This window comes from Rhodococcus sp. 06-470-2, from assembly GCF_002258235.1.
Classification (GTDB): domain Bacteria; phylum Actinomycetota; class Actinomycetes; order Mycobacteriales; family Mycobacteriaceae; genus Rhodococcoides.
In genome coordinates, this window is the sequence record NZ_NOYB01000031.1 from 196,600 (window position 1) to 217,210 (window position 20,611).

Annotated in this window: 19 protein-coding genes; 9 read left to right on the top strand and 10 right to left on the bottom strand. The window is 62.5% G+C overall.

The window, feature by feature from the left end:
* Positions 1 to 77: 77 nt before the first annotated feature.
* Complete coding sequence (locus CH276_RS15460) at positions 78 to 1,418, top strand: hypothetical protein (RefSeq protein ID WP_094689120.1); 1,341 nt, start codon at positions 78 to 80, stop codon at positions 1,416 to 1,418.
* 486 nt (positions 1,419 to 1,904) lie between these two features.
* Here the strand turns inward: CH276_RS15460 and CH276_RS15465 are convergent, their stop codons facing one another.
* Both CH276_RS15465 and mobF read right to left on the bottom strand, forming a co-directional pair.
* Positions 1,905 to 2,918, bottom strand: a complete 1,014-nt coding sequence (locus tag CH276_RS15465; RefSeq protein WP_094631352.1) for a hypothetical protein — start codon at positions 2,916 to 2,918, stop codon at positions 1,905 to 1,907.
* 125 nt (positions 2,919 to 3,043) lie between these two features.
* Entirely contained in the window at positions 3,044 to 7,147 is a 4,104-nt protein-coding gene (gene mobF, locus CH276_RS15470; RefSeq protein WP_254925922.1) for a MobF family relaxase, read from the bottom strand.
* A 346-nt stretch (positions 7,148 to 7,493) separates the two neighbouring features.
* Between mobF and CH276_RS15475 the strand changes: the two genes are divergently transcribed.
* The 3 genes from CH276_RS15475 (at position 7,494) to CH276_RS15485 (ending at position 9,913) form a co-directional block, all read left to right on the top strand.
* Positions 7,494 to 7,928: a hypothetical protein gene (locus tag CH276_RS15475; RefSeq protein ID WP_254925923.1), complete on the top strand. Its 435-nt coding sequence runs from the start codon at positions 7,494 to 7,496 to the stop codon at positions 7,926 to 7,928.
* A gap of 183 nt (positions 7,929 to 8,111) precedes the next feature.
* Positions 8,112 to 8,333, top strand: a complete 222-nt coding sequence (locus CH276_RS15480) for a hypothetical protein (protein ID WP_094631353.1) — start codon at positions 8,112 to 8,114, stop codon at positions 8,331 to 8,333.
* 254 nt (positions 8,334 to 8,587) lie between these two features.
* Positions 8,588 to 9,913: an AlbA family DNA-binding domain-containing protein gene (locus tag CH276_RS15485; RefSeq protein ID WP_094631354.1), complete on the top strand. Its 1,326-nt coding sequence runs from the start codon at positions 8,588 to 8,590 to the stop codon at positions 9,911 to 9,913.
* A 286-nt stretch (positions 9,914 to 10,199) separates the two neighbouring features.
* Here CH276_RS15485 and CH276_RS15490 read toward each other — a convergent pair whose 3' ends face one another.
* The gene (locus CH276_RS15490) at positions 10,200 to 10,898 is read right to left on the bottom strand and encodes a hypothetical protein (RefSeq protein ID WP_141214734.1); all 699 of its coding nucleotides are present in this window, start codon (positions 10,896 to 10,898) and stop codon (positions 10,200 to 10,202) included.
* Positions 10,899 to 11,060: 162 nt separating this feature from the next.
* On the opposite strand from CH276_RS15490, the gene CH276_RS15495 reads away from it, so the two are divergent.
* The 5 genes from CH276_RS15495 (at position 11,061) to CH276_RS15510 (ending at position 17,250) form a co-directional block, all read left to right on the top strand.
* A complete protein-coding gene (locus CH276_RS15495) occupies positions 11,061 to 11,900 on the top strand; it encodes a hypothetical protein (protein WP_094631356.1) in 840 nt (279 codons plus the stop codon).
* Positions 11,901 to 12,085: 185 nt separating this feature from the next.
* A complete protein-coding gene (locus CH276_RS28220; RefSeq protein ID WP_141214735.1) occupies positions 12,086 to 12,784 on the top strand; it encodes a hypothetical protein in 699 nt (232 codons plus the stop codon).
* A gap of 75 nt (positions 12,785 to 12,859) precedes the next feature.
* Positions 12,860 to 16,201, top strand: coding sequence for an HNH endonuclease (locus CH276_RS15505; RefSeq protein WP_094631358.1), 3,342 nt, complete (start codon positions 12,860 to 12,862; stop codon positions 16,199 to 16,201).
* Positions 16,202 to 16,327: 126 nt separating this feature from the next.
* On the top strand, positions 16,328 to 16,477 hold the full coding sequence (locus CH276_RS28515; RefSeq protein ID WP_176459271.1) for a hypothetical protein: 150 nt from the start codon (positions 16,328 to 16,330) through the stop codon (positions 16,475 to 16,477).
* Positions 16,478 to 16,881: 404 nt separating this feature from the next.
* Positions 16,882 to 17,250 (top strand): histone-like nucleoid-structuring protein Lsr2, encoded by a 369-nt coding sequence (locus CH276_RS15510; RefSeq protein ID WP_094631359.1) that lies wholly within the window; start codon positions 16,882 to 16,884, stop codon positions 17,248 to 17,250.
* Between the two features lie 219 nt (positions 17,251 to 17,469).
* Here CH276_RS15510 and CH276_RS28520 read toward each other — a convergent pair whose 3' ends face one another.
* From CH276_RS28520 to CH276_RS15540, 7 genes are all read right to left on the bottom strand, one after another.
* A complete protein-coding gene (locus CH276_RS28520) occupies positions 17,470 to 17,637 on the bottom strand; it encodes a hypothetical protein (protein WP_155290501.1) in 168 nt (55 codons plus the stop codon).
* Positions 17,634 to 17,972, bottom strand: coding sequence for a hypothetical protein (locus CH276_RS15515; RefSeq protein WP_141214736.1), 339 nt, complete (start codon positions 17,970 to 17,972; stop codon positions 17,634 to 17,636). The genes CH276_RS28520 and CH276_RS15515 overlap by 4 nt, the downstream gene beginning before the upstream one ends.
* A 200-nt stretch (positions 17,973 to 18,172) precedes the next feature.
* On the bottom strand, positions 18,173 to 18,508 hold the full coding sequence (locus CH276_RS15520; protein WP_094631361.1) for a hypothetical protein: 336 nt from the start codon (positions 18,506 to 18,508) through the stop codon (positions 18,173 to 18,175).
* A gap of 54 nt (positions 18,509 to 18,562) precedes the next feature.
* The gene (locus CH276_RS15525) at positions 18,563 to 18,775 is read right to left on the bottom strand and encodes an urea amidohydrolase (protein WP_254924324.1); all 213 of its coding nucleotides are present in this window, start codon (positions 18,773 to 18,775) and stop codon (positions 18,563 to 18,565) included.
* A gap of 62 nt (positions 18,776 to 18,837) precedes the next feature.
* A complete protein-coding gene (locus tag CH276_RS15530) occupies positions 18,838 to 19,374 on the bottom strand; it encodes a DnaB-like helicase N-terminal domain-containing protein (protein ID WP_094631363.1) in 537 nt (178 codons plus the stop codon).
* Between the two features lie 108 nt (positions 19,375 to 19,482).
* On the bottom strand, positions 19,483 to 19,788 hold the full coding sequence (locus tag CH276_RS15535) for a hypothetical protein (protein WP_094631364.1): 306 nt from the start codon (positions 19,786 to 19,788) through the stop codon (positions 19,483 to 19,485).
* 175 nt (positions 19,789 to 19,963) lie between these two features.
* On the bottom strand, positions 19,964 to 20,530 hold the full coding sequence (locus CH276_RS15540) for a hypothetical protein (protein WP_176459272.1): 567 nt from the start codon (positions 20,528 to 20,530) through the stop codon (positions 19,964 to 19,966).
* Positions 20,531 to 20,611: the final 81 nt, after the last annotated feature.

Below are 20,611 nucleotides of genomic sequence, written 5' to 3' on the forward strand. Positions count from 1 at the left end.
CCGAAGTATTTGTCGTTTCTGGTTGTTGGCGCAGCTAGTAGGTGAGGACACAATCGAAACGACGGAAGGCCCCACCCATGTCTGACTCAGACGACACGACTCAGCCCGAGAAGACGACCCGTTCGCTCTCCATCTACGAGGTCGAGCGCGAGCTCGGCCCAGCTGCCGCCGCGCAGCTCGCCCATGTCCGCAAGAACTTGCTGACTTACGCCAAGCAAGCCCACGAGGCCGCCGAAACCGCTGACGCGGCTAACGCAGGCACGGGAGCACCTGTCGCCGGTCCGGCTCCTACTCGGCCGACCCCACCCAAGGGCACCCGCAAACCAGGTAGCCCCGTGAACCTCAGCGGGCTTGCCCCACGCATCGAGATGCCTGACTTCACCGCCGCGATCCCGAAGATCAACTTCTTCGACAACATCGCACCCAAGATCAACCTCTTTCCGCCCATCGAGATCCCCGACCTCCCCGTCTCGATCCCCAAGCTCAACCTCGGTCTCGACAACATCGCACCCAAGATCAACCTCTTTCCGCCCATCGAGATCCCCGACCACCCCGTCTCGATCCCCAAGCTCAACCTCGGTCTCGACAACATCGCACCCAAGATCAACCTCTTTCCGCCCATCGAGATCCCCGACCACCCCGTCTCGATCCCCAAGCTCGACCTCGGTCTCGACTTGGCTGTACCGCGGATCGATCTGGGTGCGTTGAGTGCGATCACGAGCGTCGCGGGAGTACTAGGCCAATGGATGGGGGACTTCTCGGTTCAGATTCTTCCGATCGTCGACACTCTGAGCGCGAGGGTGTCGTCGCTGCTCGATGTCTGGAAGGTTCTGGGTGACTTCGGCCATCGGGCTGCACGCTTCGGGCTCCATGCTGCGCTCGCTGCTCGAGAGGCTGTTGTTCACGGGGAACCGGAGCCGTTGGTGCGCTTCATGGAGACCTGGCTGGGCGTCAAGCCGACGAGGGAGGGGCAAGACGCCGTCGCGGCTGCTCTCCTCGACGATGACTGGCTGGACGTCACTCCCGACCAGGCGATATCCACCATTGGACTTCTCCACAAGCGCCATCGAAGCATCCAACGCCCTATCACCGAGTCACAGCTCAATCGCTTCAAGGTCGTGAGGCTCGACGCAACCATAGGCCGGGACCCGAACGGCGTGACATTCAAGGATCTGGTGCCGGCACAGGCCGATCGAGATCCGTTCGAGGCCGAGTTCAGCGACCCGACGCTGTTGCTGATCCTCAGCAAGCTCGACCCGATGGAGCAGGCCATCCTCGCGGCAAAAGCAAGTGGGGCACGTACGTGGGCAGATGCCGCGGCCGAGTGTGGTGCTCCTCTGAAGCAAGGCGAATCAGTGCGGAGAAAGGTCAACCGATACCGGGACCAGGCGCTGGGCGTCGATGGGAAGGCGAGTTGAAGCCAGAACTAGACCCCTCCACCCCAACGGGCAGGAGCTTTGCCACCCCATGATAGGATGCTACTAGCGCATGACTCATGCCCGAAACGCGATGCGTTCCGGGCTCGTGCGCAACAACTACAGAGAGGAGGAAAATCTGTGAAAACAGAACCATCAAAGCGTCGAAGACGCTTCAGGTCGGCAGTGCGCTGGATCGGTCACACGATCGTGCGTGAACTGCTGTTCGCTTTTTTCGATCTGGATCTCTGAAGTATTTAGTTATCTGTGAGTTGCTCACTCAATAGATAACATACCTCAGCTTCCAGATAAGTCAACAAAAAGTCAGGAGGTGAAGGTGGTGGTTGTAGTCACAAATGACTGCAACCACCACCGTCATGACAGCGAAACTATCAACGCCCGACCAGCCGCGCTGCAGCAGTTGCACCCGTGGGAAACGCTCCACCCGCCCCTCGGCCGTCAGCAGACGTATGAGCCCAACGGCTAGCCCTACATCGTGGGCCGCCGCTGTGCAGGTGGAGGCGCATCGAATCGTCGTCGGTGCGGCCCGACCGGTGAGCGGTTCAAGTGATCCACACGCGGTTCGTAGCGAATCCCGGTCGCCTGGGTACCAGCGACCCGACGCTCGGTCTGCACAAGCTTCGATCGATCTAGTCCGGTTGCCTGTTCACTCCATTCGCGGATCCGCACGTGCGACATGTCGGTCGAGAAATCTCGTGTGAGGTCGATGCTGCGGTCGATGTGATCGACGACGTCGTGGTGCGCGGCCGCTCTGGAGACCTCGATCGCTTCGTGGAGATTCTCCACGGTCGCGCGGGTGTGGTCTCCTCCCGGCCAGGAGCGGAGTTCGGCAACACGGGCCTCCCGGGTCACCTCGTCGTCGAGCGTGCCGATGAGCTCGTGCGACGACGTCTCTCCGAGGACGGTTGCGGCGCGGTGTACGTCGAGCTGCGCTTCCACTGTCTGCAGGTGTTGCAGCAGCTCGGGGGTATGGGTCTGTGCCGCAATCGCGGCGTCATCGGTGGCGCTCTCGCTCAGCACTGCAAGATCGCGGCGCAGTGATTCCACCTGAAAGACCAGACCGAGGTTGTCGAGATGCAGGTCTGCGTACTCGGCGAGGGTCGAGTCAGCGTGCATGTGCAGACGAGCCGTATCGGGCAGCTCGACGCCGGCGTCCACGGCCAAATGGTGCGCCAGCTCGTCGGGAGTGCGCATGTACTCCCAGACATCAATCGGCTGGTCCGACCCCGTGAGCGAGGCGCAGAAGCTCGGGCGGGTCAGCTCTCGAATGTCGATCGCGGTCAGGGAGTGTTCTGCGATGCCGCGTTCGGTCTCGAGGTGCTCGAAGAGTTCGCGGCCCAGTTGCGCTCGGGTGGTGAACAGGCGCAGGGTTCTCCAGTCGGGCAGGTCGACGGTGCGGGGGTCAAAGTCGTGTTGCTCGATCCTCATGTAGGTGAAATCCCTGAGCTCGTACGGATCGTTCGCCGGAAGGTATCGGGCCATGTCGAGGGTGCTCCTTCGAAGTCGCTGTTCGCGCGCACCGACCGGTCCACGCAAGGGGACGTGCTGCTGGCGTGGTGATGCCTCTGGCTCGGTGGCGCTACTGGCGGCGGCAGGTGCGGCGGGCTTTAGATACGTGGTCCGCGGGTCGGCCCGGATCGGCGGGCTTGCTGTTGGCGCAGTTGTTCGCGGCGTTCGGCTTTGCGTTGCTCGGCGAGGCGGCGTTGTTCTGCCGCGCGTTGCTCGGCTGCCTCTCGTCGCGCCCGGTCCGTGTCGATGATCGGATCGGGCGTCGCAGGTTGCGGGGTCGGTGCCGACTGCTGTCCGGGGCCTGCGTGTGCGGGCACCTGAGCGGGCGCGGCGACTGTCTTGATGCGGGCGTTGACCTGATCCCACGCGCGAGCCGCTTCCCCGTGTTCGGGTCGGTCGCCTATGAGAGTGCGGTCGGTGTCGATGCCGAATTGTTCTCGGTAGGCCCCGACTTGCCCGGCGGTGATCTGCCAGCGCAGTCGGGCACCGCCGTAGTCGGAAACCTCGCCGAGGTGGCGGGTCCAGGCGGGTTGTTCGTCGACAGCGTGCTGTCCGAGCTCGCGGGTGCGTTCGGCGATCTCGGTGTATCGGCGGCGGCTCCAGGCGACGAGTTCGGGGTCGATTCCTTCGCGGTCCTGCATCGGCGGCAGGACCCAACTCGGGGCACTGTGGTCGCGTGCTTCTCGGCCGAGGGGCCAGCGTCGTTCCGCATCATCGAGCAGATCCGCTGCGCTCGGGTCGGGGTCGGTGACACCGCGCCGCAGTTCCACGATCGCGGCATGGGGGTCTTTGCCGGCGCGCTCGGCATTGCGTACGTGCGCGGCGAGGTCGGGCCACGCCCCGTCATCGGCGAGGATGGTCTCGGCGTGCTCACCGAACTGGGTCCGCAGCGTCGGTTCGATGCTCTGCGCCCACGCGTGCATCTCGTCCGCGCCGTTCTCGATGTGCTTCTCGAGTCGCCAGTGCATCACGGCGGAGACGGAGTCGGCGCTGGCGAGTTCACGCTCCGAGCGTGCGGCGGCCAATGTGGGGGCGGCGTCGAGGCCGAGCTGCTCGGCGCGGCGGTACTGGTGGACGAAGGTGTCCCATTCGGCTTCGCCGATCATCGTGTTCGCCAGCTCCGGACCCATGTTCTCGCGCACGATCGCTTCGATGCGGTGCGCGTCGATGAGCTCTCCCGCGTACTCGTATCCGCCGACGTTGTAGTCGAGCTTGCGGTGTGCGACGGCGGCGTCGCGTTGCTGTTCGGTCGCCGAGACGTCCGAGCCGTCGCGGCCGATGATGGTCCGCACGACTTCGTCGGCGATCTTCTTGTCCGGGTGCACGTGGATCAGGTGCGGGTCGACGATCCGGTCGATGGGCACGTACAGCTGGTTTCCATCACGGCCACGGGTGAGGGCGACGTAGAGGGCTTGCCGGTTCATGGTGTCGTCGACGAGGACATGGACCTGGTCGACGGTCATGCCTTGCGACCGGTGGATGGTGGCGGCGTAACCGAGCTCGCAGTGCTCTGTGACGTACTCGGCCGGCAGTCGGATGCGCCCGCCGTGTTCGAGGTGGCGCACGGTCAGCGAGCCGTCGCGGTGCGCGGTCTTGACCGTCCACAGGTCGCCGTTGCGGACCCGTTCCCCACGTGTGCCGGTGACGCGCAGGCTGGTGTCGTTGCGGCGGGTGACGATGCGGTCCCCTGCGCTGGCGCGCAGTCCATCGGAGAGGTCGTTGCCGCCCTTCTTGACCAGCCCCTTGGCGAGTCGTTCGGTGCGGGCCCGATCGTTGAGGTCGCGGACGGCGTGGTTGCTGCTGGCGATCATCAGCGACGTCGTCTCGGTGTCCGAGGTCTGCGCCCACGCAGTAAAGACCTTTTCGGCGAGGTCGTCGGCCATACCGTGCTGCACGCGGTCTTTCGCGGCGTACCAGGCCGCGACGGAGGTATCACCGTCACGCAGACGCAGCGAGATCTCGGCCTCTTCCTTGTCGCGGAAGCGGTGGACGTCGACCAGTTCCGGTGCCGCGCTCGATCGAGCGACCAGCCGCAGTGCACCCCCGGTGTCGACGGCGGCGAGCTGCTGCGGGTCGCCGAGTAGTCGGACCACTGCGCCGTGCTCGGCGGCGATGTAGGTCAGCCGGTCCAGATCGTGGGTGGAGGCCATGCCTGCTTCGTCGACGAGGATCATCGCCCCCGGGGTGATGCCGGTGTCGAGTTCGTTCTCGTAGCGGGTGAGGACGTCGGCGATGGTGCGGCCGGTGACACCGAGTTCGTCGCCCAGGACGCCGGCGGCTTTCGCGGACGGTCCGAGGGCGATCACGTCGTATCCGGTACTGCGCCACGCGTCGACGACCACGCGCATGGCGGTGGTCTTGCCGGTGCCGGCCGGACCGACACCGGCAGCCAGCAGGGCACCGGAGAACAGGAAGTGCTCGACGAGTGCTTTCTTGTCCGCGCCGAGATCCCAGCCTTTGCGTTGGGTGTGCGCGGCGAGGGCGGCGGTGTAGGCGTGGGCAGGTGCCATGACCGCGGTCGGGGTGTGGGCGGCACCGACGAGGCGGTGTTCGGCGGCGAGGATCGCTGCGCTGGTGTAGGTCTCGTTGCCGTGCACGGTCAGGATCGACGCACCGTCGCTGCGCTGCAACGCTGCCGGGGTCGCGTCGACCTGCCGGGTCAACCGGATCGACTCCCCGCCGAGCGCGGCTTCGGTGACCTTCTCGGCGACCGCGTCACGCTCGGCGGCGGTGGTGAACACGAGTGGCCGTAGTTGTCGTTGGACTTCGGCTTGGATGTGCCAGCGGTTCCAGCTCGAGCGTTGCTGTGCGATGCGTGCGACGGCGGTGCGGGCGATTTCGCGGTCGTCGATCGCGGCGGCGTCGGTGACGGTGATCGTGTTCCCGGTGCTCGTTTTCAAGGCTGAGTTCAGGGCGCGGCGGCCGACGACGTCGAGTGCGCGTTCGCGCCATTCAGCGCGTTGGGCACCAAGTGATTTCGGGGATGCTTTCTCGTTGCGGGTTTCCAGGGTCGCTTGGTCGGCGAGGCGCATCTGCATCGCGGTCGAGGGGTCTTTGCCGTGGGTCTTGCGGTAGTCGGAGACGAGCTTTTCCAGGCGTGACTCGATGGCGTCGCGGCGGGAGAACTCGCTGAGCAGTGCGGTGGGGATGCCCTCGATTTCGCGGACGGCGCGTTTGTTGATTCCGGTGCCGGGTCGGTCGGCGAACACGGTGCCGAGCTCGCGGGTGACGTACTCCTCGATGAGGGTGTTGTAGCGCTCGGATGCGGCGACGGCGAGCTTGTGCAGCACGCGCCCGTCGAGGCTGCGCCATTTGCCGTCGATGCCTTGCACTTTGGTGGAGATCGCGACGTGGGTGTGCAGGTTCGGGTCACCGTTGCGGTTGTCGCGGTGATCGAACCGGGTGTACATCAGGCCGGTCGATTCGATCTGTCCGACACCCGCTTTGCCGACGCGGGTGTAGGAGGCGTTGTCCTCGACCCAGCCGATGGCATCGCTCACCGCGGCCCTGTGTGCACGCTCGACCGCGACACGGGTGTCGTCGTCGCCTAGGCCCCAGAGAACGGACACAGATTTCTGTGGAGTGAACACGCAGTCGTAGCCGGCGACGGGTTGGCGTTCGCGGCGTTGCTGCGAGGCGATGTAGCGGACGAGCTCTGCTTCGCTGGCCGGTGATCGGCCGACTTCGCGGTGGAACTCGTCGGCTCCGACGCGGTAGCGGATCTGCTGGCACTGCTCCGCGGTGAGCGGCCCTCCGCCGGCGGCGCGGCCGTTGTCGATCTCGGCGCGGATGCGCTTCATCAGCGGCACTTCGTTGCGGAAGCTCGCGAACTTACGGCCGAGCCGAACGCTCTCGATCGCCGCATTCGCCTTCGTACCGTCCAGGATGGCGGCGTCGATCAACGCCTGGGCTTCGGGGTGCAGTCCTTCGCCGAACAGGGCTTTCATCTGGTCCTCGCGGACGTACCCGGATACGCCGAGTTCGGCCGATGCCCGCCCTCCCCAGATGCCCGGTTCGGTGCCTTCGGCGTAGTAGTCGGTGAGGTCTTGGCCGCGTTCGAGGCGAATGTCGGCGCTGGCGACCTCGCGGGTGAGGTAGGTGTAGCCGTCGCCCGCGTGCAGCGCATGAACAGTCATCATCGCGGGCACAGCCGCCGACGAGGCGGTGTGCGACGAGATCTCACGGGCCGATCTCGCTCGCATTCTGCTTCTAAATCGCGCGGCACATTCGCGATAGTACGCAGATTCCGCCCATGGACACTAATAGTGCAAGAGGTGTGTGGCGTTTGGTTTTTCATTTCGCGAAGCGATACAGGGAATCTAAAGTCGATAGTATCTAGATTTCGGACGAATTAGAACGTGCATGGACGATGAGGGACGAAAGTTGAAGCAGGACAGATTAATCAGGGCGACCGTGGGTGCGTATGACCCTTTCGCCGGCCAGCATGTTGGCGGTAGCCTGTCCAACATGACTCCCTCGAACGGTGGACCGGTCAGCGCTCGGGAACGGGCTCGGAGAGCGAATGCGCAGCGACTTTCGGACGCGCAGATGCACTTGAAGAATCAGGAGCAGGATTTGGTTTCGTATTTCGATGCCACCCGCGACGAACAAAGGATTAACGACGATGTGACGAAAAGGATCGACCGGTTGCGGCGGGACGCACGAAGCAAGCTCGACGCGGCGTATGAGAGACGCGCTGAAGCACTTGCCGCGCTCAAGAAACGCGGTGAAACATACGCCAGTATCGCGGCCTTGGTGGATCTTTCAGTGCCGGAGGCGACGCGGTTGGTCAAATCGACGATGCCGGCACGTGCGACCGCCAGGCCCGATAGCGGTCCGACTGCAGAGAATTACTCGGGTGGCACGAGTAGCACGGAGGAGAGTTTCGAGAGCCCTGGGGATTTCGCATCAACTGCATCTGCAGAGCCTTCGACAGATGGAGACGCGGGGGCGGATGGAGCGGGCGCGCGCAGCATCGCCTGACAAACGAGCGGAGCTAGCGCCGCAGGCTTCACGCCCGCGTACATCGAAGGTTCTAACTCATTGCAACACAACGGTAGTTCGAGAACGCAATGGGAGCGCACGCCTTACCGCACATGGTTACGGCGAAATATTTATGTCGTTGGCTTGGTGTTGAATCCAGCTTGAGGCAGGAGGTGAACGATAGTGATCGCACTTGTTGCCATCGGCTTGATCGTCGTAGGAGCGCTGTGGCGCGCTGGGAAGTCCGAGTCAGGTTGGCGGTTCGCTCCCCTGCGGGCAACGGGAGTCATCGCCGGCGGCGTGTTTCGCATCGGCGTGTTTCGCATCGGCGTGGTTGTTGCGTCGATCATGTTTGCCGTAGTCGTTACTGTTGCCATCGGCGCGTTGCGCAGCACCTTCCAATAGGTCGTCGAAGCCTCATCACGTGGCGAGCTGCAGTGTGGTCCGGATGTTGCTCGATCCTTTCTCACGGGTCCGCACCACTTCGGTATCCAGCGCCTGTGATAACTCGATTTGAGCCGAACCCCAAGCCGGTGAACGACAAGACTGGCACCCCTTGAACAGACACACCCCGGCACGCAACGCGCCAACCGCACCGGTGGGGGCATAACGCTGAGTTCCCCCCACCGCGCGGGTCGCCTGCCCCTAGTGTCCACACCATGATCGAAAAGGAAGACGTCGAGCAGCACCTCGCGCTGAATCACGAGACACGTCCATTCGAGGTCAAAGGACCTGGGGACCTCGCTCACAAGGCCTACGTCGCGAAGATCGCTCGCGCCGCAATGGCAATGGGCAACCTCAGCGACGGCGGGATTGTCTGTCTCGGCATCGACGACAAACGCATGCGCGAGATGATGCCCGGCCTCAGCACCACCCAAGCCGCGGACTGGTCGGACTTCGACAACGTCAGTGCTGCACTGGCAAAGTACAGCGACCCACCCGTTACATTCCAAACGGATCAGTACACGCTGTCCAACGGAGTCACCGTCGTCGTCCTCGACATCTCCGAATTCGACCGCGTCCCACACGTGTGCAAAAAGAGCTTTCCCGACGTGTTGCAAAACGGCTTCACGTACGTCCGCCCACGGGGCAAACCGGAATCAGTGACCGTCCCCTCGTCATCGGACATGCGAGACCTGCTGGAGATCGCAATCAGCAAAGGTGTGCGCGAGTTCGTCCGCCGCGCCGGTGCAGCGGGACTACCCCTAGGCCTGAATGACCTCCAGCAAGACACCGACAAAACGGCATACGCGCAAGAACGATCACAAGCCTGGCAACCGCGATCGGAACACACCGGATTGACCACCAACCCCCACGGTGGGCTCTTCGGGTCGTGGGCGTACACCGACATCGCCATCCGCCCAGGAACCTACGAGCGCGAAAGACTCAACCCTGCGCGCCTCGATGCCACCCTCATCGAGCACGTTGTCCGACTGCGTGGATGGCCCGTACCGATGGTCGACCAGCGAGAGCCGATCGTCCGCCACGGACGCTGGATTGCTCAAGACATCTCCGCGCCCGGCGTCCACGAAGAAGAGGCATGGAGACTATTCACCAGTGGCCAGTTCCTCCACCGCCGCGCGCTGGCGACCGACATGCATCCCGACAGCCCCGAACTGGCTGCCACGCACCCAGCAGCAACCGGTGCAGTCGCCGTCTGGGACGTCCTGCTCTACATGGTCGAGATCGTCGAGTTCGGTGCCCGCTGGGCTACTACCCTCGAATGCGACACCATCACCTTCGACATCGCCCTCAACAACGTCTCCGGACGCCAACTCATCTCCGGCGATCGGAAACGCGACATACGCAACGACCTCATCATCACGGCGGACCAAGTGCCGGCCTCACACACGATCACCACCACACAGCTACTCACCGACACCCGCCGCACCGGGGTCGACCTTGCCCAGAGAATTCTTCACAAATTCGGGGCCGACATCCCGGACCAAGTACTGCTCGACTACCAAGCCCAGATTCTCCGCTGACCCACCGTGCCCGTGGTCGATCTCCTTTGACGATTATCGCCCGGTCAACGTCGACAACGGTTTGTACCCAACGACGCTTACAACGTAATGATTGAGTTCTGCGAAGTCGGGCCAGGCTACATCTCGGAGAATGGAGGCGCGGATCTGGATCACTTCACAAACAGATCTGTCGCGGTTATTCGTCGACTTGAGACGGCATATGAGCCCCGAAAAGTCTGTGCGGGTTGCTACTCGACCCCAAGGTGTCTAGAGCCAACACTGCAACAGGGGAACATCGTGTCCCGGTCTACTGACCCGCACGCCCTCTCGCACGCGGACGCACTCCGCCCGCATCTGCGAGGTTCAGATCACGACGTGATGTGGAGACGTAGGGCACCACCGCCTGCTCGACTGCCTGGACAACCTTCGCCAACACGCTGGTCGATTGCTGCACGTAATCGAGGTCCAGATCCACGGTGAGTCCGTCCCGCGTGCGGAACTGCTTTCGATCGTTTTCTGTTCTCAGCGCTCCGCGCCGATGCACCAGGGTGTGCCGCAGCTGGCGAATCAGTCGTACTTCGTCCGTGTCCACGTCAACGCCGAGACGGGCATAGAACGCCTTGAGTACCCCCCAATTCACCGATCTGTCAGCACGACCGGCCCACTTGAGGTGATGTTGATACAGCATTTCCGCTGCCGCCGATTCGAGATATACCTCAAACGCTGTCACCGAGTCCTTCACGGTTGCCGAGTGCAGCATCCAGTCGTAGTCGTGCGGCATCACGTCGTGCAGTTGGCCGAAAAGAATGTCGATCGGGTCGAGCTCGTCTCCGGTGCCGGGACTCTGGTTGATCGCAGCCCACATCTTGTCGATAGCCTCCGTCGACCACCGCGCTGTCAAGTGATGGAACGCAGCGATATCGGATCGCGCGAAACGCCACTGGACGAAAGCTGCAGTCCCCTGCTCATCGCTCCATCCACGCCAAGCCGGATCTAATTCCTCCACCTGCGAATGGTAGGTGCTGCCTACTCGGCGAAGGCTGAGTTCCGGACAATCGCGGATAGACGTGGAACCGTCCCGCGTGCCCTACCGCGGGCAAGCAAATGGACCGACCCCGCCAACGTAGCCGCTTCACTTCCGGTCACGGGTGGTCGAGTATTACTTGTCATGAGCGCTAACGAATCCGAGCGAGCGTGCGAGCAAGCGATCCGCGAGCGGTTCCCTGTGCTCGACAAGATGCGTGCAGCATCAGCGATGTTCACACCCGCAAAGAGCAGCGAGCTTCACCTGGACGACGAAGACTGGATCCCACACCCGTTGTCTCAAAGCGCATACCAAGCGTTCACTGCGGCGCTGGACCACTTGCAGGCAATCCGTGTCCACCTCGACGTGCCAAAACCGGTGCTGTTCCCCTATGCCCACCTCAGTCTCTGCCGACCTGCATTGGTCGCGGCCTCACTGGCTGTGTGGCTGCTGAACCCGGCCGAGCGGCAGGAGCGGATTGAGCGGCATCGCATCTCGATCGCCGACGAACTCCGCAACCACGCGCGATATCTGAGTGAACTCACCCACCTGGACCCGAGCCACGAAAACACTGCCGCCGTCCTCGCTCACGTCCGTTTACGGCTATCAGAGATCAACACAAAGCTCGGTGTCACCTCGAAGAAGAGTTGGGACAAACTCCGCGTCTCCACAACTGACCAGATCGGCGTTGCTGCCGACGCCCTAGCCGAGAGCCTTGTCGCGAGCAAACGGTCCGCCGATGATCCCCGTCAATTGGCGAACGAGATCAAACTCTCGTGGCAAGCAACATCTGGAGCTGCACACGGACTCACCTGGCAGATCAATGGCACCCCATCGATCGAGCAAGCGGGCGAAGCAGACGAATACGGCCGAGCACTGTTCACCGCGGGCGGCTCCTTCGGCCAACTGGCCAACCACTACTGCAGTGCCATTGAGATGGCCAGATTGAGCTGGGACCTGCTCAAACAAAGGGGCGGTCGCTGACCATGAATGTCTCCCATGACTCTTGCGGCGCTCCCGGCAACATACATTCGGACTGCAGGCCGAGTGCCGAGGAAGAGCAGGCGATCGCTGTCGCGGCTGCGCTCACTGGCCTCGACTTCGAGCGAGTGTGCGAACGATCGACGCAGAAGCCAAAGCCTGACTACCGCACAGCTCTGTCCGTATCAGTGCCGACGGCCGTCGAAGTGAAGCAGTTGACGAGCGCGTCGGTACGGCGACACCACGCTCGACGCATCAAGCACCTCGGGCATGAGCCATTCCATCCGGTTACCTCGCTGACGAGGACATGGCTGGTCTTCATCGACACCAGCCACGGGCACGCTACTTTCGGATCAGACAGTCAGACGCCAGCTTTAAAATCCCTGGTCGCCGACCTCACCGCCGAACTAGAACGGCTAGAAAGAAACCACCAGACCGAACGAGAGATCAACGCTGGTCACGATTTGGCCATCCGCCAACTCACACACTCGTGGGTCTGTTCCTCGGTCCCTGACTCACCCTTCGATCCGGGAATTATCTTCACCGACTCGCACGGCACATCACGCACCACCGACCTTGAGACCGACGTCGTTCACTTCCTCGGTCAGTGGCTCGATTCCGATCTGGCCGCGAATTTACGAGCGTCCCTCGCCGCCGAACCGTGGAGAGGTATCGCCGTACTCATCGCTGACAGCAACGGGCCCGCCGAAGGCATGATCCGCACACTTCAAGAGGACGACGGCACCCCTGTCACGCCGCTGACGCTGCCCTCCGAGATCGACGTGGTGATCCTGATTGCCGGCAACTACATACTCGACTACGACGCCGTCAACGGCTGGCAGCGAAGGGAGATGAAGACCCTCCGCATTCCGCCGAAAGTCAGCTAGTGGACCGTGGAGACGCTAACGTCGGCGGCCGCTGAAAGGATGGGGTAACTACCGTTTGTCCCGGGGGAGATCTGTATGGCGATCAGTGAACGCACGCGCAAGATGCTGTGGACGCGCGCCCACAACCGGTGCGCCTTTCCAGGCTGCTGGCAGATGCTCACCGTCGACATCGACAATGTGGTGTCGGGGAGTTCGGATGTTGTCGTAGTCGGCATGGAAGCCCACATCCGGGCGCGGAGCGTCGGTGGACCGCGCTACGACGCGAGTTACGCAGACGTCAACGGCTACGACAACCTGGTGCTGCTGTGCCCGACCCACCACACCCTGATCGACGCCAACCACGGTGCCGGCTATGCCGTCAATGAACTTGTCAAGATGAAGGTGTCCCACGAGAAGAACCAGGAGCGCCGCGACAGACTTCAATCAGTGCTTCGCTCCTACCTCGGGGATCGATACACCGCCGAGAACACCGTTCAGTTTCAGCAGGTCGATTTGCACGGTCCCTCGGTGGATTCGATGTTCGTCGATGTCCCTGTTGGATGCCGTCGAGACAACTCCGCCGTTGCGACGCTCTTCGGTCACATCCGCAAAACTGCTCCGGGAGATACGACCGACCTGGAGTCTGCATCCGGCTTCGTTGTCGCCGGCGCAACACAAGCTCTCTTGCATCCACAATGGCAGGGCAGCGCGGTCCTCGTCGGCGGACCAGGTCAAGGAAAATCGACTGTGCTGCAGTACGTGTGCCAATTCCACCGCGCCCGTCGACTTGGTAAGAAAGACGCATACACGGCCACCCAGGCCGAGCTAGACCAGGTGACAGCTGTGAACAGGTTCCCGATACGAGTCGATCTGCGCAAATACGCTCAGTGGGCGATCGATACCCCGTCCCGGGCCGCCGGCAGGAAGGGTAAGCCATCACGAACACCCGACGGCGACACCTGGTCCAGTCTCGAGGAGTATCTGCTCAAAGAGATTGGCAGCCATATTGGCGCACAACGATTCAAACCAGACGACCTTACTGACCTCATCGCGACCGAGCCTGTGTTGTTGGCGCTCGATGGGCTCGACGAGGTGGCCAAAGTGTCGGACAGATCGCGCGTTGTCGACGAAATCGTTCAGTGCCGAGGGCGATTGGCCCCCGACGCTGCCGATTTGATGATCTTGGTTGCAACCCGGCCCGGCAGCTCGTTGCAGCCGCTCACGTCTTCGGGCGCCTTCCCAACCTTGCACCTCCAACGACTCACACCTGGTCTGCGGTTGCAGTATCTACAACGTTGGTCCGAGGTGTCGAGACTGCCCTCCGACGCAGCAGCGCGTCTGGAAGCGACATTCTTGGATAGTCAGCACGTTCCTCATGTCAACGAATTGGCTTCCTATCCAATGCAATTGGCAATTCTCTTGCACTTGCTGTATCGCCGCCAGCTGCTCCCGCAGCAGCGGACCGAACTCTATGCCGAGTATTTGAAAACGTTTCTCGACCGCGAACAGACCGAAGACAAAGAGCCGCTCCTGGCCGAACAGCGACGCGTCGTCGAGGACACTCACGCCTACCTCGGCTGGTACCTGCAATCGCGAGCGGAGACGGGGCGTAGCGCCGGCAGGATCACCCGAGAGGAGCTACGGCATCTGTTGCGCGAATACTTGGCCGGTCAGCCAGAAGAGCAGAAATTAGCCGACGAGCTCTACTCAGCAATCACCGATAGAGTGCTGTGTCTGGTCGAGCGCGACGACGCGTTCGAGTTCGAGGTGCAATCTCTTCGTGAGTACTTTGCAGCACTGCACATCGCGGACAACCTCACGCCGAAAGGCCAGGGGAATTCGCGAGACGACGGGCTGAACGCGCTACTCGAACGCCCGTACTGGGCCAACGTCTGCCGATTCTTCATCGGGATGCTCACCCGCGGTGAGATTCGTGCACTACACGGCAACTTTTGCGCGGTCGACAACCGTGTTGCGCCGCACCCGCTCGTACGCGCAATGGCGGTCATGGTGCTCAACGATCGCATTTTCGACGGTTTGACCACCACCGAGATCCGCGGTGTAGTCGACTTCGTCCTAGAAGGACCCGGCGTCATCTTTTCCCAAGATGGCGTCCTCGACGCAGCAGGGACCCCGCTGAGACTGGGCGATCGCGCTGGCCGCAGTCAGGCTGTGGCACACCTAAAAGAGCGACTCGCGAACTCTCAAATCACGTCCGAGATGCGGGACGCCGCTTCACTCAGCCTCTTCGCTCACGCGGTACCGGACGATCAGCTTTCGAGCTGGTGGTGGGGAGAATTCGAGCCCACCACAGCCTGGTTACAAACCGCTGCACGTCTCCGCGCACTACATAACCTCGACTCGGTCCAGACACATCAACTTATTTCCGCACTCACCGATTACGAGGACCCCGGCAACTGGCGCGTCCAGTTGCTCAACGACGGTGAATACGACGACGCGGACACTGACATCCTGGATGCCGCACGAAATGATCTGAACAACGGTGCCGCAGAGGGTATCCGACACCAATGGATTCCGGACGGGCCGAACACTTCGCTGACCGACCTCATACACAGTGCGACCACAGTACGCACACACTTGCCCGACACTGCGTCGACAAGCGACTGGCAATCATCTCTCGAAGCGCACTCTCGCACTTGGGGGGACGGATGGGTACTCCGGCGCGCAGTCGCCTCCGCTCCCAACAACATCGACTTGATGGACATTGCGTCGAACGCTCGCACACAGGCGCTGACGGACGCGGCACGAGCCGAAGCGTCGTACCGCCACCACAAAGACGACCCCACCTGGTGGCAGGATGAATTCCTCTCCATCACCACTCCGATCGAGCAAATGCTCCGCCTGATCGCGGCCTTCGGCCACACGCGAACCAGCACCTTCGTCGAACTCGGACCCACAATCGACCGACTCGTCCACACCCTGTTGCCCAAACACTTTCGCACTGTTGAGCAGGCGTTGCGACGAGACCACGAATTCCACAGCATCCGTGGCCTCAACATCGCAGACGCCCTGCGGCTACAGCAGCTGACCCTATCCGGACGGACCCTGTGGTTGGCATGGATCGTTGGATCCGACTTGACACGAGAGCGCGTCACCACCCGCCTATCACCCGAACTACGAGATGTCTTTTTGGCCGGGACTGCCGACGGGCGCCCTGCAGTCGAGGCCGCGGGAACCCCACGGAAGATCAAATTGGACACCTTTATCGGTGCACGCCGAGAACTTCCCTCCGGCGAATGGGCCGGTCGTGCACGCCTGGCCACAATGTCCACCACCATCTCCAAAGCAGTACTGCGCGATCCAGACCAGTGGCCTGTGGACGTCGTCCAACTTGCGCTCGACAAGATGTCGATGTACGCAGCAGAGCGCGCACTGCCCCTGTCCTCACTCGCAGATAACAGCAACTGGTTCTCGTAGGCTGCTGGTCGGACTCAACTGAATCTCAACGTGGACGAGGCCACGTGACCGATCAACTTGGCAGGGCGTTCATCGCCCGGATGGCAGCGGAAAGCGTTCGCCCCTTGTCAAAGCGTAGGAGCGCACTTGGGCGAGAGGCTACGAAACGGCTACGAAACGGCATTAATAGACGCCCGACGCCCACTCACCGAGCTACGCGGCTCCCGCGGCCAGCAGCGCTACGCCGCACTGTGGAACTTCTGCGCATCCCGGCTCGCTGACCGCGCCCAGCACTAGACCGAACAATCCGGTCAGCGGCTGGGAAGAAGATAGCAAGTGGCCTGTCAACCCCGAAGAGCGAGCGTGGGTTAATTAGTCGGGGCCCCGGCACATCAGACTTGGGCGACTCGTACGATCAATAGAGGTGACCGACATGGGGCGGCCCCGCAAGGTGAACTGAAGAAGCGTCCACGCGTCCGAATACTGTTGTTCGGCTGCGTTTAACGGTTTGTGAAGGCCCTCACCTGCGCGTCAGCGGCACTGCTTTCTCGCCGCCTGTTCATCCGACTGCGGGATCGCATACGACTCGATAGATGCTCGAATATTCGTGTCGATGAGAGTGCGGATCACGGTGCTGGTTACGCTCATGGTTACGAATGCGGTAGCGCATTGCGAATGCATCGAAGAAAGGTTCTCCGGCTGTGGCCAAACGAGTGACAACCCAATTGGTGGACGATATCGACGGGTCGGTCATCGACGACGAGTCCGGCGAGACGATCGAATTCGCGATCAACGGCGTCGAGTACTCGATCGACCTGAAAGCGAAGAACGCGAACGAGTTCCACAAGAAGCTCGACTACTATGTCGAACACGCGACGCGAGTCGGTGGCCGCAAGCGCAAGCCCTCCCCCGCTGCTGCATCTGCCGCTACAGCGGCCGACGGATCAGCCAAGCGTGATCCAGAGCAGACGCGAGCGATTCGGCAGTGGGCTTTCGACCAGGGCTACGAGATCAGCGAACGCGGCCGCATCCCGGCCGACATCGAAGAGGCGTACAAGGCCGCACACTGACAGGCGGGGCGCGCCGCCTGCGGCTACTCGAGCCGCCGCTTCACGTTCTCTCTGCTGCCCGGGCCGTGGCAGGACGAAGCGCAGTGGAGTTCGATTCACCTGCCTCCCGCATGGCGGCCACTCGTTCGGCGTAGTCGACGGCATCGATTCCCGACGTGCACGACATGACGAAGGCCTGTCCCTTGGTTGGGGGCGGGCCTTGTCGGGTTGATGGGGCGGTCAGTCAGTCGACGGCTTGGTGTCTTTGCCTGCGGCGACATCGCGTAGCCACTGCGGGACCGGATCGTTGTCGTACTCGCGGAGCTTGATCGAGGCTCCTGCGGCTGCGGCGCGGACCTTCCGGCGTTGCTCGGGGGTCCATGCGCGGCGTGGTTCGGTGGTGGTCATGCGCGCTCCTCGCGGTCTGCTGTAGGTCCATTGTCACTGTTGTCGTCGGTTTCCGCCAGATCGGCGCTGCCGGGGTCGATGTCACGGTCCGCGATTGCTCGGAGTGTGCGACGGTCGGTCTTGGCGATAAACGGTGTCGCGGCTACGGTGCCGAACACCGTCCAGCCGAGGGCAACCTCGTCGGGGTTGTCGCTGACGGTGCGTTCGAGGCACCAGGTGATTCGTTGCCAGGATTGGGAGCGGTTGTCCGCTCGGGTGCGTTGGTTGACGGTTCCGGCGACGCCAACGACGGCGAAGACGCCGACTATGAGGGTGATCCAGGCTTGTGCTGGCACGGGCCGGGTTCCTTTCGTGTGGCTGGTTCGGAGTGCGGCGCGCTGCGCAGCACCTTCTGACATCTCGTCGAAGTTTCGTCACGTGGCGGGCTTGGGGCGTGGGCCGAAAGATGCTCAGTGCACGGAAGCGCTCCGCGTCAACGCCGTAGCGCTGGAGCAAGTTCGCTTTCGATCTGCACCGGTCGATCTCTGCCGTCCATTCAGACCAGCAGGTCATACGCCCACTCGTACACCCAGCGAGGTAACTCGGGTGCATCGAACGGTGCGGTAGCGAAACTGGATCCGAAGCGCATTGCGCACTCGGGGAGCGCATCGACCGGGCGGGAGCCGAAGGACCTGGCTGCGACAATCCACTGTCCGCGGTGATGCACTCGGATTGCAGTCGACACTGTGCACCGCCCACCGGAGTACCCTGCGGTCAGCTGGTGGCATTCCCACTCGACGTACTGGTTCTGTCCAAAAAAGTGCGTCAGAGTCTCGGCGAAGGACGGTCCGTAGAGGGTGCCTCGGTCGGTGTCGATGCGGATGAAATTCATGGCGGCGGCCTATTCGAGTTGTAGCGGCAATACGAGGTGTGCGTTGAATGTTGCTCAAAACAGAGGGATTTGGTTGCGCGCCGCGAGACTGTCTCGGAGTTCTCGGAACTTGCCCAGAAGGTCTGAGGCGACTGCCTCGGTGTGACCGATGGACCGCGCGACGTCACTGAGCGTCGTGCCGGCGGCGAGCGCTTCATCTATCTCCCGCCCAACAGCGAGGTCCTCGACTTCGCCTTTATCGAGATGCGCGACATCGATGGCGGCCAATCGTGCAGAGGCGAGGGCAGCTCGACGCCGCTCGTCGCCCGACTCTGTCTCTTTCCGCGCGGTCATAGTGTGCTGCCGCTGCGGAAGGCGTTCAGGCGGTTCGTCGCTTCACGTTGCGCCCTTCCGATTTTGACGAGCTGGTCGAACAGGAATTCTTCCGGCGCTTCCTCGGCGAGCTGCTGAATTCTGATCCCTGCGTCGAAGAAGCTACGTCGGTAGCTTTCTGACAGGACCATGCCGGCGTAGTCGGTCGCCGACGCACCGCATGCGTTCGCTGCGGTGACGTCGGTCAGTGTTCGACGCAGCCGGGCACCGCGGTGTCCGCTGGCACCCGACCGGACGAGGACGCCCAGAACACTCGCGGGGTCGTGTGGGAGGTTGTCGATGATGAGCTCCTGCACGATGCCGTACAGCTCGCGATAGACGGGATCGTGGAAATCGTTGGCCTGCAGTGACGCTGCAATGCGGACGGCCTCGTCGGTGTCCTGCAACCACATCAGCGCGCAGATGACCAGTGCTTCCGGTGCCGTCTCCGGATGGTCCGTCAGATCAGCGTGATCGTCGTCGTCGGTGGGTTCGACTGCTCTCAACGGGGTCATCTGTTCGCCTCGTTTCTATTCGCGGGTCCGTTGCGGAAGAACTGGATTCGACATTCCGGTGGGGCTTTGCTTGGGTATGCCGCATTCGTCGTCATTCCGGTGTGTGGATCAGATGTAGAGAAGGTTTGGCGGTGCGGTGCCGTCGAACTGCTCGAGGCTGTCGAGGACGGCGTTGTAGTTCTCGGGCCTGCAGCTTCCGAGTCCGACGATGAGTGCACAGGTTCCGTCGAGGGTGACGAGGTAGGACGGCGGGCTGCCGTTGTCGGACGATGCGTGCTCGCGCGCGTCGAGGAGGGCGATACGGACGGCATCGGCGGCGGCGCGTTTCGCAACCTGGAGATTGGGTTCTGCCCCGGTTGCGGTCAGAATTTCTGGGTTGTCCTCAGGGTGTGTGGTGACTGTCCAGGTGATCATCGTTGGTTCCTTGTCGCTCGTGCCGGCCAGCTGCTTCTAATCGAGCGTCACACGAGGTCCGTAACAAAGCGTTCGCTGCGGGGACAGATCAGGAGAGGGTGTGGATAACTGTCGTGTCGAGTCAGCCTGTGGATAAATGACGTTCGGCCCCGGGTTTGGGGCCGAACGTGTGGTATCAGACGTCGTCGAAGACATCGAGGAGCTTGGCGGGGTCGCGGCGGTAGCGGCCGCCGTCGAGAAATACTCCGACAGCAGCACGGTGCACGCGGCGGAGTTCGGCCATCAGAGTGTCGTACCCGATGCGGTCGGTGATGCGCCAGGTCACTGGTCCCATGTGCAGGTCTACCCAGTGGATGGTGCGGCGTTGTTCGGTGCTGTAGCGGTGGTGTGGGACAGCGGTGTGTTCGGGGCTGTCGAGCCATAGGACGGAGATCGCAGCGGCACCGAATTCTGCGCCCGGCTGGGCGGGGTGGGGGGCTTGTCCGTCGGCTCCGGCGAGTGCGGCCCGGACGGTAGCAAATCCGGTGATGACTGCCGATACTGTTTCGGCGCTGCGGAAGGTCATCATGACGTGACCCAGTGCGACGATCATCTGCGCTTCGTCGGTTGCCGCGGAGGTAGCGGTGATAGTGGCCTGTTGGGGCCCGGAGACCAGGACGGTGGTGTGGGTGACAATTCCGGTGGTCCGGGCGTTGTGTGCGGCGGTGGTCCGTCGTCCTGTGCTGGATGCGTTCTGCGGCATGTCGGGCTCTCTTTCTATTGCGTGACCGGCTCCCCCGGCCCTTTCGCTCTGCCAATTTCTTTCGCCGTCATCTGGCTCGAA

Excerpts from the sequence above, each read along its gene's own strand:
- CH276_RS15460 (WP_094689120.1), top strand. The coding sequence starts at position 78 with ATGTCTGACTCAGACGACACGACTCAGCCCGAGAAGACGACCCGTTCG.
- CH276_RS15465 (WP_094631352.1), bottom strand. The coding sequence starts at position 2,918 with ATGGCCCGATACCTTCCGGCGAACGATCCGTACGAGCTCAGGGATTTC.
- mobF (WP_254925922.1), bottom strand. The coding sequence starts at position 7,147 with ATGCGAGCGAGATCGGCCCGTGAGATCTCGTCGCACACCGCCTCGTCG.
- CH276_RS15475 (WP_254925923.1), top strand. The coding sequence starts at position 7,494 with ATGCACTTGAAGAATCAGGAGCAGGATTTGGTTTCGTATTTCGATGCC.
- CH276_RS15485 (WP_094631354.1), top strand. The coding sequence starts at position 8,588 with ATGATCGAAAAGGAAGACGTCGAGCAGCACCTCGCGCTGAATCACGAG.
- CH276_RS15495 (WP_094631356.1), top strand. The coding sequence starts at position 11,061 with ATGAGCGCTAACGAATCCGAGCGAGCGTGCGAGCAAGCGATCCGCGAG.
- CH276_RS15505 (WP_094631358.1), top strand. The coding sequence starts at position 12,860 with ATGGCGATCAGTGAACGCACGCGCAAGATGCTGTGGACGCGCGCCCAC.
- CH276_RS28520 (WP_155290501.1), bottom strand. The coding sequence starts at position 17,637 with ATGACCACCACCGAACCACGCCGCGCATGGACCCCCGAGCAACGCCGG.
- CH276_RS15520 (WP_094631361.1), bottom strand. The coding sequence starts at position 18,508 with ATGAATTTCATCCGCATCGACACCGACCGAGGCACCCTCTACGGACCG.
- CH276_RS15530 (WP_094631363.1), bottom strand. The coding sequence starts at position 19,374 with ATGACCCCGTTGAGAGCAGTCGAACCCACCGACGACGACGATCACGCT.
- CH276_RS15535 (WP_094631364.1), bottom strand. The coding sequence starts at position 19,788 with ATGATCACCTGGACAGTCACCACACACCCTGAGGACAACCCAGAAATT.
- CH276_RS15540 (WP_176459272.1), bottom strand. The coding sequence starts at position 20,530 with ATGCCGCAGAACGCATCCAGCACAGGACGACGGACCACCGCCGCACAC.